At 60.5% G+C, this 14095-nt stretch carries 16 protein-coding genes; 12 read left to right on the top strand and 4 right to left on the bottom strand.

The window, feature by feature from the left end; all coding sequences use genetic code 11:
* Positions 1-91: 91 nt before the first annotated feature.
* Positions 92-445 carry a hydroxyisourate hydrolase gene (gene uraH, locus JZ00_RS28370; RefSeq protein ID WP_039594510.1) on the bottom strand — a complete coding sequence of 118 codons (354 nt, stop codon included), beginning with the start codon at positions 443-445 and terminating at the stop codon, positions 92-94.
* 410 nt (positions 446-855) lie between these two features.
* Between uraH and puuE the strand changes: the two genes are divergently transcribed.
* From puuE to JZ00_RS28400, 6 genes are all read left to right on the top strand, one after another.
* On the top strand, positions 856-1782 hold the full coding sequence (puuE, locus tag JZ00_RS28375; protein ID WP_039594511.1) for an allantoinase PuuE: 927 nt from the start codon (positions 856-858) through the stop codon (positions 1780-1782).
* Entirely contained in the window at positions 1779-2294 is a 516-nt protein-coding gene (uraD, locus tag JZ00_RS28380) for a 2-oxo-4-hydroxy-4-carboxy-5-ureidoimidazoline decarboxylase (RefSeq protein WP_039594512.1), read from the top strand. The genes puuE and uraD overlap by 4 nt, the downstream gene beginning before the upstream one ends.
* A 66-nt stretch (positions 2295-2360) precedes the next feature.
* A complete protein-coding gene (alc, locus tag JZ00_RS28385; protein ID WP_039594513.1) occupies positions 2361-3356 on the top strand; it encodes an allantoicase in 996 nt (331 codons plus the stop codon).
* 166 nt (positions 3357-3522) lie between these two features.
* On the top strand, positions 3523-4026 hold the full coding sequence (locus JZ00_RS28390) for an ureidoglycolate lyase (RefSeq protein ID WP_039594514.1): 504 nt from the start codon (positions 3523-3525) through the stop codon (positions 4024-4026).
* Between the two features lie 51 nt (positions 4027-4077).
* Positions 4078-5373 carry a urate hydroxylase PuuD gene (locus JZ00_RS28395; protein ID WP_039594515.1) on the top strand — a complete coding sequence of 432 codons (1296 nt, stop codon included), beginning with the start codon at positions 4078-4080 and terminating at the stop codon, positions 5371-5373.
* Positions 5374-5756: 383 nt separating this feature from the next.
* Entirely contained in the window at positions 5757-6542 is a 786-nt protein-coding gene (locus tag JZ00_RS28400) for an outer membrane protein OmpK (protein WP_039594516.1), read from the top strand.
* A gap of 34 nt (positions 6543-6576) precedes the next feature.
* On the opposite strand, the gene JZ00_RS28405 is transcribed toward JZ00_RS28400, so the two are convergent.
* Positions 6577-7737: a patatin-like phospholipase family protein gene (locus tag JZ00_RS28405; RefSeq protein ID WP_039594517.1), complete on the bottom strand. Its 1161-nt coding sequence runs from the start codon at positions 7735-7737 to the stop codon at positions 6577-6579.
* Between the two features lie 36 nt (positions 7738-7773).
* Positions 7774-8706 (bottom strand): lipid A biosynthesis lauroyl acyltransferase, encoded by a 933-nt coding sequence (locus JZ00_RS28410; protein WP_039594538.1) that lies wholly within the window; start codon positions 8704-8706, stop codon positions 7774-7776.
* 118 nt (positions 8707-8824) lie between these two features.
* Between JZ00_RS28410 and minC the strand changes: the two genes are divergently transcribed.
* The 6 genes from minC (at position 8825) to JZ00_RS28440 (ending at position 13259) form a co-directional block, all read left to right on the top strand.
* The gene (gene minC / locus JZ00_RS28415) at positions 8825-9559 is read left to right on the top strand and encodes a septum site-determining protein MinC (RefSeq protein WP_039594518.1); all 735 of its coding nucleotides are present in this window, start codon (positions 8825-8827) and stop codon (positions 9557-9559) included.
* Between the two features lie 202 nt (positions 9560-9761).
* A complete protein-coding gene (gene minD / locus JZ00_RS28420; protein ID WP_039594519.1) occupies positions 9762-10574 on the top strand; it encodes a septum site-determining protein MinD in 813 nt (270 codons plus the stop codon).
* Complete coding sequence (gene minE / locus JZ00_RS28425) at positions 10574-10828, top strand: cell division topological specificity factor MinE (RefSeq protein WP_039594520.1); 255 nt, start codon at positions 10574-10576, stop codon at positions 10826-10828. The genes minD and minE overlap by 1 nt, the downstream gene beginning before the upstream one ends.
* 100 nt (positions 10829-10928) lie before the next feature.
* Positions 10929-11564: an RluA family pseudouridine synthase gene (locus JZ00_RS28430; RefSeq protein ID WP_018612476.1), complete on the top strand. Its 636-nt coding sequence runs from the start codon at positions 10929-10931 to the stop codon at positions 11562-11564.
* An 84-nt stretch (positions 11565-11648) separates the two neighbouring features.
* Positions 11649-12938 carry a M18 family aminopeptidase gene (locus JZ00_RS28435; protein ID WP_039594521.1) on the top strand — a complete coding sequence of 430 codons (1290 nt, stop codon included), beginning with the start codon at positions 11649-11651 and terminating at the stop codon, positions 12936-12938.
* Between the two features lie 138 nt (positions 12939-13076).
* Entirely contained in the window at positions 13077-13259 is a 183-nt protein-coding gene (locus JZ00_RS28440; protein ID WP_039594522.1) for a hypothetical protein, read from the top strand.
* Positions 13260-13266: 7 nt separating this feature from the next.
* Here the strand turns inward: JZ00_RS28440 and JZ00_RS28445 are convergent, their stop codons facing one another.
* Positions 13267-13992, bottom strand: a complete 726-nt coding sequence (locus tag JZ00_RS28445; RefSeq protein WP_039594523.1) for a UTRA domain-containing protein — start codon at positions 13990-13992, stop codon at positions 13267-13269.
* Positions 13993-14095 lie beyond the last annotated feature (103 nt).

Here is a 14095-nt window from a genome sequence, read left to right on the forward strand (position 1 = left end):
CGCCCATAAAAAAAGCCCGCAGTGTGAGCGGGCTGAAAACCAAAGAAGCTTATGCGCAGTCGCTTCCAGGACAAGGCAGTTGCTTGGGGGATCAACTGCCTCGATACGTTGAATACGCGTAAGGCGATATCAGTAACGGTACGTGGTAATGATCCTGCTCTTGCGAAATACCGAAGCGCAGCACCACCACATCGAGAAAGGCCGGCTCGGCCAGTTGAACGCCACGGGCGCGGTAATAGTCCCCGGCGTGGAATTGGATCTGGTAGACCCCGCTGCGGTAATCGTCCCCCTGCAACAGCGGCGCGTCGCAACGACCGTCGCTGTTGGTCGTTGCACTGGCGACCAACTGCAACTGCGAACCATCGACACGGTACAGCTCGATTCTGATCGAGCTCCCAGGGCAGCCGTGTGCGGCATCCAAAACGTGAGTAGTCAAACGTCCCATTGATTGTGCGCGCCTCGCTGCTGTGCAGTCCGGCCCGACGCCTCCTGAATCAGTTGAAAGACAGGCCGCACCGTTGCGGAGCACACAACGATACGGTGATGACGAATTAAGACACTTTAATCACAGATTGTACACAATAAATTTTTCGCAACTGCCTTGTGTCTCCGGCTACAAGGATTGGCGCCCGTTTTTCGCCTGACCCAGCGCCTACGCTAGCTTATGCGGCAATAACTGACCAGTCAGGCAGATTTCTTGCAGCGTAGACAACGCAACCTCGTGGCAAAAAATGCAAAAAACAGGCTTACAAGTCGCAAATAAAGTTGTATACAATCAACCCATCGTCGTGACGCCAGCCGGAGATTCATCACCAGGGCGCCACCTACATGGTTCGAACAAGAAGGAAAACTGCAGTGAGCGCTGACTACCCACGCGACCTGATCGGTTACGGCAGTAACCCTCCCCATCCCCAATGGCCGGGCAATGCCCGCATCGCCCTGTCCTTCGTGCTCAATTACGAAGAAGGCGGCGAGCGCAACGTCCTCCATGGCGACAAGGAATCCGAAGCGTTCCTTTCGGAAATGGTCGCGGCGCAACCGCTGCAGGGCGAGCGCAACATGAGCATGGAATCGCTGTACGAGTATGGCAGCCGTGCCGGCGTCTGGCGGATCCTCAAGCTGTTCAAGGAATTCGACATTCCCCTGACGATTTTTGCCGTTGCCATGGCCGCCCAGCGCCATCCGGACGTGATTCGAGCCATGGTCGCCGCCGGTCACGAAATCTGCAGCCACGGCTATCGCTGGATCGATTACCAATACATGGATGAAGCCCAGGAACGCGAGCACATGCTCGAAGCGATCCGCATCCTCACCGAAATCACCGGCGAGCGGCCGCTGGGCTGGTACACCGGCCGAACCGGTCCCAACACCCGCCGGCTGGTGATGGAAGAAGGCGGTTTCCTCTACGACAGCGACACCTACGACGATGACCTGCCCTACTGGGAGCCGAACAACCCTACCGGCAAGCCGCACCTGGTGATTCCCTACACCCTCGACACCAACGACATGCGCTTCACCCAGGTGCAGGGTTTCAACAAGGGCGACGATTTCTTCCAGTACCTCAAGGACGCTTTCGACGTGTTGTACGCCGAAGGCGCCGAAGCACCCAAGATGCTTTCCATCGGCCTGCACTGCCGCCTGATCGGCCGTCCTGCGCGCCTGGCCTCTCTCAAGCGTTTCCTCGAATACGCCAAGGGCCATGAGCAGGTGTGGTTCAGCCGCCGCGTCGACATCGCTCGCCACTGGCAGCGAACCCATCCGTATCAGGGGGCGTCCAAATGACCGCTTTCCAGACACTCAAGCCTTCCACCTTGAGCCGCGAAGCGTTCGTCAAAGCCTTCGCCGACATCTACGAACATTCGCCATGGGTGGCCGAGAAGGCCTTCGACCTGGGCCAGGACCCCTCGATCGACGAAATCGAGACCCTGCACCAGCGCATGAGCGACATCCTGTTGAGCGCCGATCACGCCAGCCAACTGGCGCTGATCAACGCTCACCCGGACCTGGCCGGTAAAGCTGCCGTCCAGGGCCAACTGACCGAAGCCAGCACGAACGAACAGGCCGGCGCCGGTATTCACCAATGCACGGCCGAAGAGTTCCAGCGCTTCACCGAGCTGAACGACGCCTACAAGGCCAAGTTCAAGTTTCCCTTCATCATGGCGGTAAAAGGCAGCAACCGGCATCAGATCCTCGCGGCGTTCGAAACGCGCATCCATCACTCGGCAGACGCCGAGTTCAAGTGCGCGCTGGCGGAGATCAACAAGATCGCGTTGTTCCGATTACTGACCCTTTAGCGAGCGGCATCTGACACCAGGTCCTGCAAGCATCCCCAGCCAACTTATCAAAGGCAGACAAGAAGAATGAAAGCTTACGCCGTACCGTTCGAAAAGTTCGTCAACCTGGCCGACGCCCGCCTGGGCACCAAGATCATCTCGGTCACCGATGACTGGTTCGCCGACGCCAACCGCCTGTTCCAGCCGACCCCGGCCGTGTGGAAGGAGGGCGTGTTCGACGACAACGGCAAGTGGATGGACGGCTGGGAGTCGCGCCGCAAGCGCTTCGAAGGCTACGACAGCGCGGTGATCCGCCTGGGCGTGCCAGGCTCGATCAAGGGCGTGGACATCGACACTTCATTCTTCACCGGCAACTACCCGCCGTCGGCCTCCCTTGAAGCCTGTTTCCTGGCGGAAGGCGAGCCGGACGACAACACCCAATGGACCGAAGTGCTGTCGGCCGTCGAGCTGCAAGGCAACAGCCACCACTACCACGAAATCAGCAATGACCAGGCTTTCAGCCACCTGCGCTTCAACATCTACCCTGATGGCGGCGTGGCTCGCCTGCGGGTCTATGGCGTACCGTACCGCGATTGGTCGGCTGTGGGCGACAATGAACAGGTCGACCTGGCTGCCGCTCTTAATGGTGGCCGCGCCCTGGCCTGCTCCGACGAACACTTCGGCCGCATGAGCAACATCCTCAACCCGGGCCGGGGCGTGAACATGGGCGACGGCTGGGAAACCGCCCGTCGTCGCACCCCGGGCAATGACTGGGTGATCGTCGCCCTGGGCCATGCCGGTATCGTTGAGAAAGTCGTCGTCGACACCCTGCACTTCAAGGGCAACTACCCGGACAGCTGCTCGATCCAGGGCGCATTCGTCAAGGGCGGCACCGACAGCCAGATCGAAACCCAGTCGCTGTTCTGGCGTGAGCTGCTGCCGAGCCAGAAACTGGAGATGCATGCTGAACACACCTTCGCCGAGCAGATCAAGGAACTGGGACCGATCACCCATATCCGCCTGAACGTGTTCCCGGACGGTGGCGTGAGTCGCCTGAGGATATTGGGCAAGGTCGCTAAATAAACGACGCACTTGTGGCGAGCAAGCTTGCTCCCGCTGGGTTGCGAAGCGACCCCGTTTCTTAAAATGGGACTGCTGCGCCCGAGGCGTCGGACCGGTCCAACGGGAGGAAGCTCCCTCGCCACAAAAGCTGAATTAACAACACAGAATTTTGGATAAGAGAACCCGCATGCGCACCCTCAAGATCGAACCATTGACCAAAGAAGCCTTCGCCCCGTTCGGTGACGTGATCGAAACCGACGGCAGCGATCACTTCATGATCAACAACGGTTCGACCATGCGCTTCCATCGCCTGGCGACGGTTGAAACCGCCACGCCGGACGACAAGGCGATCATCAGCATCTTCCGCGCCGACGCGCTGGACATGCCGCTGACCGTACGCATGCTGGAGCGCCATCCGCTGGGCAGCCAGGCTTTTATTCCGCTGCTCGGCAACCCCTTTCTGATCGTGGTCGCGCCACTTGGCGATGCACCTGTATCAGGCTTGGTCCGCGCCTTCGTCACCAACGGCAGGCAGGGCATCAATTACCATCGCGGCGTCTGGCACCACCCGGTGCTGACGATCGAAAAGCGGGATGACTTCCTGGTGGTTGATCGCAGTGGCACAGGCAATAACTGCGATGAGCATTTCTTCAAAGAGGATGAATGTTTAATCCTCGCCCCCCACCAATAAGAGAAGGTCCGATCACCCGAAGACAAGGGTGACGGGCGAGAGGTAAAGACTGTGGAAGCACATTTGCTGGAATGGCTGAACCTGAGCATTCGCTGGGTTCATATGATCACTGGCGTGGCTTGGATCGGCGCGTCGTTCTACTTCGTCTGGCTGGAAAACAACCTCAATCGCGTCAACCCCAGGAGCGGCCTGGCCGGCGACTTGTGGGCCATCCACGGTGGCGGTATCTACCACTTGGAAAAATACAAACTCGCACCACCGGCCATGCCGGACAACCTGCACTGGTTCAAGTGGGAAGCCTACTTCACCTGGATGTCGGGTGTCGCGCTGTTGTGCGTGGTCTTCTATTGGAACCCGACCGTCTACCTGCTGGCCCCGGGCAGCAGCCTGAGCGGCGCTGAAGGCGTGGCCCTGGGCATCGGTTCGTTGCTGGTCGGCTGGTTCGTTTATTCCTTTCTCTGCGACTCGGCCTTGGGCAAGCGTCCCGCCCTGCTCGGCCTGATCCTGTTCGTGCTGTTGATTGCCGCGGCCTACGGCTTCAGCAAGGTGTTCAGCGGTCGCGGCGCCTACCTGCATGTCGGAGCGGTCATCGGCACGATCATGGTCGGCAACGTGTTCCGCATCATCATGCCGGCACAACGCGCCCTGGTGGCGGCCATCGCCGAGAACCGCACCCCCGACCCGGCACTGCCCGCCAAAGGCCTGTTGCGCTCGCGCCACAACAACTACTTCACCCTGCCGGTGCTGTTCATCATGATCAGCAACCATTTCCCGAGCACCTACGGCAGCCAATACAACTGGCTGATCCTGGCGGGTATTGCCGTGGCGGCGGTGTTGGTGCGTCACTACTTCAACACGCGCCATGACAGCAATCGGTTTGCCTGGACATTGCCGGTCGGCGCGCTGGCGATGATCTGCCTGGCCTATGTCACCGGTCCCAAGCCGATGCCCACCGCGCCGGAAGTCGCCAAGGTGCCGGGCGTGATCGAGTATCAGCCGTTGCCGGAGACAGCGGTGGGTGGCGGCGCCAAGCCCGCAGCACCGGCACAGGCCGCCGCGCCTGCCCAGGCCTCCAATGCCCAGGGCCCGTCGTTCGAGAAAGTCCATAGTGTCATTCAGGAACGCTGCTCGGTCTGCCACTCGGCCAAGCCCACCAGCCCGCTGTTCAGCGCGGCGCCGGGCGGGGTGATGTTCGATACGCCGCAGCAGATCCAGCAAGAAGCCGCGCGCATCCAGGCCCAGGCCGTGACCACCCAGATCATGCCACTGGGCAATATCACCCAGATGACCCAGCAAGAGCGCGACCTGATTGGCGCCTGGATCACCCAAGGCGCGCGGACCAACTAGTCCTCAGTTCATTTCGCCCTACATGCAATACCGCAGACAGGCTGACCGGCACACCACCGGTCGCCCGTCAGCGGCCGCCTGCGCCTCGACAATAACAACAAGAGGAAAGCACCCCATGCACGCGTCCCACCCCAATGCCCCACATTCGCCGCCAATGCGCTGTCGCAGCGCACTTGAGCCTCTCCATGCAAGCCCGTATCCTGCGCGGCCGTTCGAATCCGGACGCCTCCAAATAACAATCGGATCCTGACCGATGCCGCTGTTTTTCAGCTCTTGTCACAAACAAAAAGCTGACCGAACGGATGTTTATCCGTGGAAAAAGCGCCACACCAGAGCGCTGACGACAAGAAACGCGATACCACTTACCTTTGGGAGCAAACCGAATGAAACGTACGTGCACCAACCTGATCGTTGCGGGGTCTTTGTTGGCCGGGGGCCAGGCCGTGGCGGGCGACCTGTTCCAATGGCAGAACAACAGCCTGAGCTACCTCTACGGCAAGGACTTCCAGATCAACCCACGCATCCAGCAGACCGTGACGTTCGAGCATGCCGATGCCTGGAGATACGGCGACAATTTTTTCTTCCTCGACCGGATCTTCTATAACGGCCAGGACGACAGCCAGTCCGGTCCCAATACCTATTACGGCGAGTTCAGCCCACGCTTGTCGTTCGGCAAGATATTTGATCGGAAGCTTGAGATGGGGCCGATCAAGGACGTGCTGCTGGCAATGACGTATGAGTTCGGGGAGGGCGACAACGAGTCGTACCTGATCGGCCCGGGCTTCGACCTGGCGATTCCCGGTTTCGATTATTTCCAGTTGAATTTCTACAACCGCCAGACCGAAGGATCGCGCGCCGGCGACAACGTCTGGCAGATCACCCCGGTCTGGGCCTACACCGTGCCGGTGGGTTCATCCGATATCCTGTTCGACGGTTTCATCGACTGGGTCGTGGATAACGACACGAACTCAAAAGGCACTTACCACGCCAACCTGCACATCGTTCCGCAGATCAAATATGACCTGGGCAAGGCCTTGAAGCTGGGCGCCAAGCAGTTATATGTCGGAGTGGAATACGATTACTGGAAAAACAAGTACGCGATCGAAGACAGCGGTAGTTTCAAGACCAACCAGAGCAATACCAGTTTCTTGTTGAAGTATCACTTCTGATCCGCTTCATGGAGCGGGCAAGCCCGCTCCCACATCAAATGTGAGCCAACCCCAGGAACCGGCTCAACGCCTCACGCTGTGCCAGCGCATCCTGACGTCCCAGCTCGATCAATTCCCCACAATATCCCGCCTCGAACAGCAGATAGCTCAGTACCCCGGCCCCGCTGGTCTTCGTCGCCCCGGGCCCGCGCAAGAACAGCCGCAATGCACGGGGCAATTCCTGGCGATGACGCGCGGCAATCTCATCGATCGGCTGGCTTGGCGAAATCACCAGCACCTCCACCGGTGCCGCGCCGAGGGTGTGGGCCGGAACGCCGTCGGGCAGCAGATGGCTGAACTGGTTGAGGCGTTCCAACAACTCGATGTCGCTTTCCAGGCTGTCGATGAACGTGCTGTTGAGCATGTGGCCGCCGATCTGCGCCAAGGTAGGTTGCAGGCCGGTGTAGCTGCGCTCCTGGGGAGTTTGCCCACCCGCACCGCGCGGGTTGCCGCTGACACCGATGACCAGCACACGATTGGCCCCCAAGTGCAACGCTGGACTGATGGGTGCCGATTGGCGCACCGCGCCGTCGCCAAAGTACTGGGGGCCGATCTTGACCGGCGCGAACAGCAAGGGGATCGCCGAACTGGCCAGCAGATGCTCCACCGACAACTGCGTGGGCACACCGATGCGCCGATGTCGCAACCAGGCACCAATGGTGCCGCGTCCTTGGTAGAACGTCACCGCCTGTCCGGACTCGTAGCCGAACGCCGTCACAGCCACCGCCCGCAACTGGTGCTCGGCGATTGCCTGTTCGATACCCGACGCGTGGAACTGGGCCTGGAGCAAGTCGCGCAACGGCGAACTGTCCACCAGCGCTACCGGCAACTTGGCCCCCAGGCCCAATAGGCTGTGCGTGATGAAACGCGTCGCCTGAGCGACCACGCCGCGCCAGTCGCTGCGCATCACCTGATGGCTGCGCACCGCCTGCCAAAATGCAGTCAAACGCTCGGTGGCGGTCTTGAAATCGGTCGCCCCGCTCGCCAGGCTGACCGCATTGATCGCGCCGGCCGACGTGCCGACGATCACCGGAAACGGGTTTCGCGCCCCATCCGGCAATAATTCGGCGATGGCCGCCAATACGCCCACTTGATATGCCGCTCGAGCCCCGCCGCCGGAAAGAATCAAACCTGTCACCGGTTCAGCTGGGGTCATCGCAATGCTCCGTGCTTAGTCAATTAGGCTACATACTCAACCGCGTTTGTCGTACAGCTTCGGCTCGCCCGGCGGACGGGTCTTGAAGCGCCGATGGGCCCAGAGGTACTGCTCGGGACACTGGCTGACCGATTTTTCCACCCATTGGTTGATGCGAATGCAATCGGCTTCCTCGGTCTCCCCCGGAAAATCCCCCAGCGGCGCCTGGATCACCAGGCGATAGCCGCTGCCATCAGCCAGGCGTTCCTGGACGAACGGTACGACCAACGCCTTGCCCAGGCGGGCGAATTTAGTGGTGGCGGTGACCGTTGCCGCCTGGATGCCAAACAATGGCACAAATATGCTTTGCTTGGCGCCGTAGTCCTGGTCCGGCGCGTACCAGATCGCTCGACCGGCGCGCAGCAGCTTGAGCATGCCGCGCACATCATCGCGCTCCACGGCCAGGGAATCGAGGTTATGCCGTTCGCGGCCGCGGCGCTGGATGTAGTCGAACAACGGGTTCTTGTGCTCGCGGTACATGCCGTCGATGGTGTGTTGCTGGCCCAGCAATGCGGCGCCGATTTCCAGCGTGGTGAAATGCAGCGCCATCAGGATCACACCCTTGCCATCGCGCTGGGCTTGCTTGAGATGCTCCAGGCCTTCGACGTGGGCCAGCTTCGCCAGGCGCGAACGCGACCACCACCAGCTCATGGCCATTTCGAAAAACGCGATGCCAGTGGACGCAAAGTTTTCCTTGAGCAAACGCTTGCGTTCGGCGGCTGGCTTTTCGGGGAAACACAGCTCCAGGTTGCGACGGGCGATGCGCCGCCGGTCGCCTGCGACCCGGTACATCAGCGCGCCCAGCGCACGACCGATCCGTAGCAGCAACGGATAGGGCAACTGAACGATCAGCCACAACAATCCCAGGCCACACCACAGCAGCCAGAAACGCGGGTGAAAAAAAGCAGCTCGAAAACGCGGGCGATCCATTACAGCTTCCACAAAGACCTCGGCCGCGCATTCTACATTGTTCGACCCGGCTTGCGGCTCGCGGGCGATCTCGTTATAAGTCTCGGCACTTTTAGTGACAAGTCGTTGTACGCCGACCATGAGCCAAACCGAACCGCTAGACCAAGATCCCGTGTTCCAGCTGAAGGGCAGCATGCTCGCCATCACGGTGCTGGAACTGGCCCGTAACGACCTGGAAGGTCTTGACCGGCAGTTGGCGGCAAAAGTCGCCCAGGCCCCGAATTTCTTCAGCAACGCGCCGCTGGTATTGGCGCTGGACAAGCTGCCGGCCGGCGAAGGTTCAGTGGACTTGCCAGGCCTGATGCGCGTCTGCCGCCAACACGGCCTGCGCACCCTGGCGATCCGCGCCAGCCGTATCGAAGACATTGCCGCCGCGATCGCCGTGGATATTCCGGTACTGCCGCCGTCCGGCGCCCGTGAGCGGGTGTTGGAGCTGAGCCCGGCCGAACCGAAAAAACCGGAGAAATCGCCCGAGCCCACCATCAAGCCCACCCGAGTCATCACCTCGCCGGTGCGCGGGGGACAGCAGATTTATGCCCAGGGTGGCGATCTGGTCATCGTGTCCTCGGTCAGTCCGGGCGCGGAACTTCTGGCCGATGGCAACATCCATGTATACGGCCCGATGCGCGGCCGTGCGCTGGCCGGTGTCAAGGGCGACACCAAGGCAAGGATCTTCTGTCAGCAGTTGAGCGCCGAACTGGTTTCCATCGCCGGGCAATACAAGGTCTCCGAGGACTTGCGTCGCGACCCGTTGTGGGGTGCCGGCGTCCAGGTCAGCCTGTCGGGCGACGTGTTGAACATCATTCGGCTTTAACGGATACTGCCGCATTTTCCAAGCATCTCTAAAACTTAGCGAAAACAGCTTAAACGACGTAGGAAAAAGGATCAGGCAGTGTTTACCGGAGGTAGACCCCGCCCCCATATCCGATTCCAGCCAAGCCTGTCCAGTTGCAGCAGTTTTCCAGAGATGTTTTTCAGGGGCTGACACAGTCCTTTTTCCTTAGGGGTGAAACACCTTGGCCAAGATTCTCGTGGTTACATCCGGCAAGGGTGGTGTGGGTAAGACCACCACCAGCGCCGCTATCGGTACCGGCCTCGCCTTGCGCGGCCACAAAACAGTCATCGTCGACTTCGACGTCGGCCTGCGTAACCTCGACCTGATCATGGGTTGCGAGCGTCGCGTGGTCTATGACTTCGTCAATGTGGTCAATGGCGAAGCGAACCTGCAACAAGCCCTGATCAAGGACAAACGCCTCGAAAACCTGTACGTGCTGGCCGCCAGCCAGACCCGCGACAAGGACGCGCTGACCCAGGAAGGCGTGGAAAAAGTCCTGATGCAGCTCAAGGAAGACTTCGAGTTCGTGGTCTGCGACTCCCCGGCCGGTATCGAAAAAGGTGCCCACCTGGCCATGTACTTCGCTGACGAAGCGATCGTCGTGACCAACCCGGAAGTCTCGTCGGTACGTGACTCGGATCGCATGCTGGGCCTTCTGGCAAGCAAGTCTCGTCGCGCCGAGAAGGGCGAAGAGCCGATCAAGGAACACTTGCTGATTACCCGCTACCACCCAGAGCGCGTGGAAAAGGGCGAGATGCTCGGCGTCGAAGACGTCAAGGAAATTCTCGCCGTCAGGCTCCTCGGCGTAATCCCGGAATCCCAGGCGGTGCTCAAGGCATCCAACCAGGGCGTGCCGGTGATCCTCGACGATCAGAGCGACGCCGGCCAGGCCTACAGCGATACCGTTGATCGCCTGCTGGGCAAAGACCTGGAACACCGGTTCCTGAACGTCGAGAAGAAGGGATTCTTCGAGCGTCTGTTTGGAGGTAGGTAATGAACCTTTTTGACTTCTTTCGTGCCAACAAAAAGCCAAGTACCGCCTCGGTCGCGAAAGAGCGTCTACAGATCATCGTGGCGCACGAACGCGGCCAACGCAGCACCCCTGACTACCTGCCAGCCTTGCAGAAGGAACTGGTGGAAGTGATCCGCAAGTACGTCAATATCGGCAACGATGACGTGCATGTGGCGCTGGAAAGCCAGGGCAGCTGCTCGATTCTGGAACTCAATATCACCCTGCCGGATCGCTGATCGATCCAGCGGGAGCCACGGCGGCTCGGGCCCTCTCCTCTCTTCCCTCGGGATTTGAGCAGGGCCCGAGCCGCCGTTGGCGTTTGTACGAGACTGTTTAATGCCCCTGTCCAACATTCGCATCATCCATCAGGATGCCGCCGTGCTCGTGGTCGACAAACCGACCCTGCTGCTGTCCGTGCCAGGCCGGGCAGACGACAACAAGGATTGCCTGATCACCCGCCTGCAGGAAAACGGCTACCCGGAAGCGCGAATCGTGCACCGGCTCGACTGGGAAACTTCCGGCATCATCCTGCTGGCCCGCGATCCGGACACTCATCGTGAGTTATCCCGGCAGTTTCATGATCGAGAAACTGAAAAAGCCTACACAGCGTTGTGCTGGGGCCAACCGGAACTGGACAGCGGCAGTATCGACTTGCCCCTGCGCTACGACCCACCGACCAAACCTCGGCATGTGGTGGACCATGAGCAGGGCAAACACGCCCTGACGTTCTGGCGCGTACTGGAACGTTGCGGCGACTGGTGCCGAGTCGAACTGACGCCAATCACCGGACGCTCGCACCAATTGCGCGTGCACATGCTTTCCATCGGCCATCCGCTGCTGGGCGATGGACTCTATGCCCACCCGCAAGCCCTCGCCGCCTGGCCACGCCTGTGCCTGCACGCCAGCATGCTCAGCTTCACCCACCCGCAAAGCGGCGAGCGCCTGCGCTTCGAGTGTCCGGCGCCGTTTTAGCAAGCAGTAGCCATATCGTGGCGGGGATGATCATCGACGCTGCTAATACGGTAAACTCCAGCCCATTGCTGTCTGGAGCTACTTATGCGCGCAGAGTTGAACCAAGGCCTGATCGATTTCCTCAAGGCCTCCCCTACCCCGTTCCACGCCACCGCCAGTCTTGCCCAGCGCCTGGAGGCGGCGGGTTACCAGCGTCTTGATGAGCGCGAAATCTGGGCCACCGAGGCCAATGGTCGTTATTACGTCACGCGCAACGATTCCTCGATCATCGCTTTCAAACTGGGCCGCAACTCACCACTGCACGACGGCATCCGCCTGGTCGGCGCCCACACCGACAGCCCTTGCCTGCGGGTCAAGCCGCAGCCGGAACTGCAACGCCAGGGGTTCTGGCAGCTAGGCGTCGAAGTGTACGGCGGCGCCCTGCTGGCGCCGTGGTTCGACCGCGACCTGTCGTTGGCCGGCCGTGTGACCTTCCGCCGTGACGGCAAGGTCGAGAGCCAGTTGATCGACTTCAAGGCGCCGATCGCCACGATTCCAAACCTGGCCATCCATCTCAACCGCGAAGCCAACCAGGGCTGGGCGATCAATCCGCAAAACGAGCTGCCACCGATCCTCGCCCAGTTCGCCGGCGACGAACGCGTCGACTTCCGCGCCGTGCTCACCGATCAACTCGCTCGTGAACACGGCCTGAACGCCGACGTGGTGCTCGATTACGAGTTGAGCTTCTACGACACGCAAAGCGCGGCGGTCATTGGCCTGCACGGCGACTTCATCGCGGGCGCGCGCCTGGATAACCTGCTGTCGTGCTACGCGGGACTGCAAGCCTTGCTGAGCGCCGAGACCGACGTAACCTGCGTGCTGGTGTGCAATGATCATGAAGAAGTCGGCTCTGCCTCGGCGTGTGGCGCGGACGGGCCGATGCTCGAACAGACCCTGCGGCGTCTTCTGCCCGAAGGAGAAGAATTCGTACGCACCATTCAGAAATCCCTGCTGGTCTCCGCGGACAATGCCCACGGCGTACACCCCAACTATGCCGACAAGCACGACGCCAACCATGGCCCCAAGCTCAACGCCGGCCCGGTGATCAAGGTCAACACCAACCAACGCTACGCCACCAACAGCGAAACCGCCGGATTCTTCCGTCACCTGTGCATGGCCGAAGAAGTGCCAGTGCAGAGCTTCGTGGTGCGCAGCGACATGGGTTGCGGCTCCACCATCGGCCCGATCACCGCCAGCCAGTTGGGCGTGCGCACGGTGGACATCGGCCTGCCGACCTTCGCCATGCATTCGATCCGTGAGCTGTGCGGCAGCCATGACCTGGCGCACCTGGTGAAAGTGCTGAGCGCGTTCTACGCATCTCGCGAGTTGCCCTGAGCCTTGGTGGCGAGGGAGCTTGCTTCCTCGCCACAACAGTGTTCACTCCAGATTCTGAAGCAGCCTGTGACACACGTCAGCCCATCCCCGCCAAACCCCAACTAGACTGACCTTATCCTTCCCGACAAGGCAGTCGCCATGATCTCCATGTCCTCGTTCAACGCCATGCTGGTGCCCATCATTGCCGGCATGATCCTGCTCGCCATCGGCTTTAACTTCCGCGACAAGAACGTCGGGGTGTTTGCCATGTGGATCGGCATGTTGCTGATTCTGGTCACCGTGTTGTTCCGGATCCTGGCGAAACTCAACGAGTCCTACTGAATACGCCTCAGACGGGTTGTTCCGGCACGTCCACGCCGACGTGGATTGCATCGTGCCGCCAGAACTCAAGATCGCAATCGATCAGCCGTTGATGCTGGTCGTAGTTGACCCGTGCAATCCGAAGCCCGGGGCTGCCAACCGATACTTTCAATGCCGCTGCCGCTTCAGGTTGTAGCGAGGTGGGCACGATCTCGAACTTCACCCGACCGTAATGCAGGTCGTAATGACGCGCATACAGCTCGGTCATCGACTGGTTAAGGTCAAATTCAAGGATGCCCGGGAAATACGCCGGATTCAGGTAGTGTTCGACGTACAGCACCAGTCGCTCATCGATGCGCCGGGTTCGACAGATCTGAATGACGCTGGACAACGCCGGCAGTTGCAACCAGGCGCAGACCGCCGCCGAAGCAGGTTGCAGGCGGGCCGAGATCACCTGGGTAGACGGCACCCGGCCCTGGGCAGCGACCATCGCGTGGAAATGGCTACGCTGCATCAGGTTGTAAGCCAGCCGTGGCGGCGAGACAAACCAGCCCCGGCGCTCCTCCCGGTAAATCTGCCCTTGGGCTTCGAGCTGCAACAAAGCCTCACGCACGGTGATCCGGGTGGTCCCGAACAACTCGCTCAACTTGCGTTCGGCCGGCAACTTGCTACCCGGCGCCAGCAAGCCGTGGTCAAGTTGTTCTTGCAGGACCTGCCCGATGGTTGTCACCGCTTTGGTTGTCTCAACGCGCATCAACGTTACCTATCTGGACTAGACCAGCACTGTTTCGGGGCAGGATTCGATGGCGCATCGATCCACGTCTCATGCCTGCAAGCCTAGGCACTGCGCATGACTG

It is taken from the genome of Pseudomonas frederiksbergensis (assembly GCF_000802155.2).
GTDB lineage: Bacteria > Pseudomonadota > Gammaproteobacteria > Pseudomonadales > Pseudomonadaceae > Aquipseudomonas > Aquipseudomonas frederiksbergensis_A.

Bases quoted from the DNA above. Each gene is read 5' to 3' on its own strand.
- uraH (WP_039594510.1), bottom strand. From the start codon at position 445: ATGGGACGTTTGACTACTCACGTTTTGGATGCCGCACACGGCTGCCCT.
- uraD (WP_039594512.1), top strand. From the start codon at position 1,779: ATGACCGCTTTCCAGACACTCAAGCCTTCCACCTTGAGCCGCGAAGCG.
- alc (WP_039594513.1), top strand. From the start codon at position 2,361: ATGAAAGCTTACGCCGTACCGTTCGAAAAGTTCGTCAACCTGGCCGAC.
- JZ00_RS28390 (WP_039594514.1), top strand. From the start codon at position 3,523: ATGCGCACCCTCAAGATCGAACCATTGACCAAAGAAGCCTTCGCCCCG.
- JZ00_RS28400 (WP_039594516.1), top strand. From the start codon at position 5,757: ATGAAACGTACGTGCACCAACCTGATCGTTGCGGGGTCTTTGTTGGCC.
- JZ00_RS28405 (WP_039594517.1), bottom strand. From the start codon at position 7,737: ATGACCCCAGCTGAACCGGTGACAGGTTTGATTCTTTCCGGCGGCGGG.
- JZ00_RS28410 (WP_039594538.1), bottom strand. From the start codon at position 8,706: ATGGATCGCCCGCGTTTTCGAGCTGCTTTTTTTCACCCGCGTTTCTGG.
- minC (WP_039594518.1), top strand. From the start codon at position 8,825: ATGAGCCAAACCGAACCGCTAGACCAAGATCCCGTGTTCCAGCTGAAG.
- minE (WP_039594520.1), top strand. From the start codon at position 10,574: ATGAACCTTTTTGACTTCTTTCGTGCCAACAAAAAGCCAAGTACCGCC.
- JZ00_RS28430 (WP_018612476.1), top strand. From the start codon at position 10,929: ATGCCCCTGTCCAACATTCGCATCATCCATCAGGATGCCGCCGTGCTC.
- JZ00_RS28435 (WP_039594521.1), top strand. From the start codon at position 11,649: ATGCGCGCAGAGTTGAACCAAGGCCTGATCGATTTCCTCAAGGCCTCC.
- JZ00_RS28440 (WP_039594522.1), top strand. From the start codon at position 13,077: ATGATCTCCATGTCCTCGTTCAACGCCATGCTGGTGCCCATCATTGCC.
- JZ00_RS28445 (WP_039594523.1), bottom strand. From the start codon at position 13,992: ATGCGCGTTGAGACAACCAAAGCGGTGACAACCATCGGGCAGGTCCTG.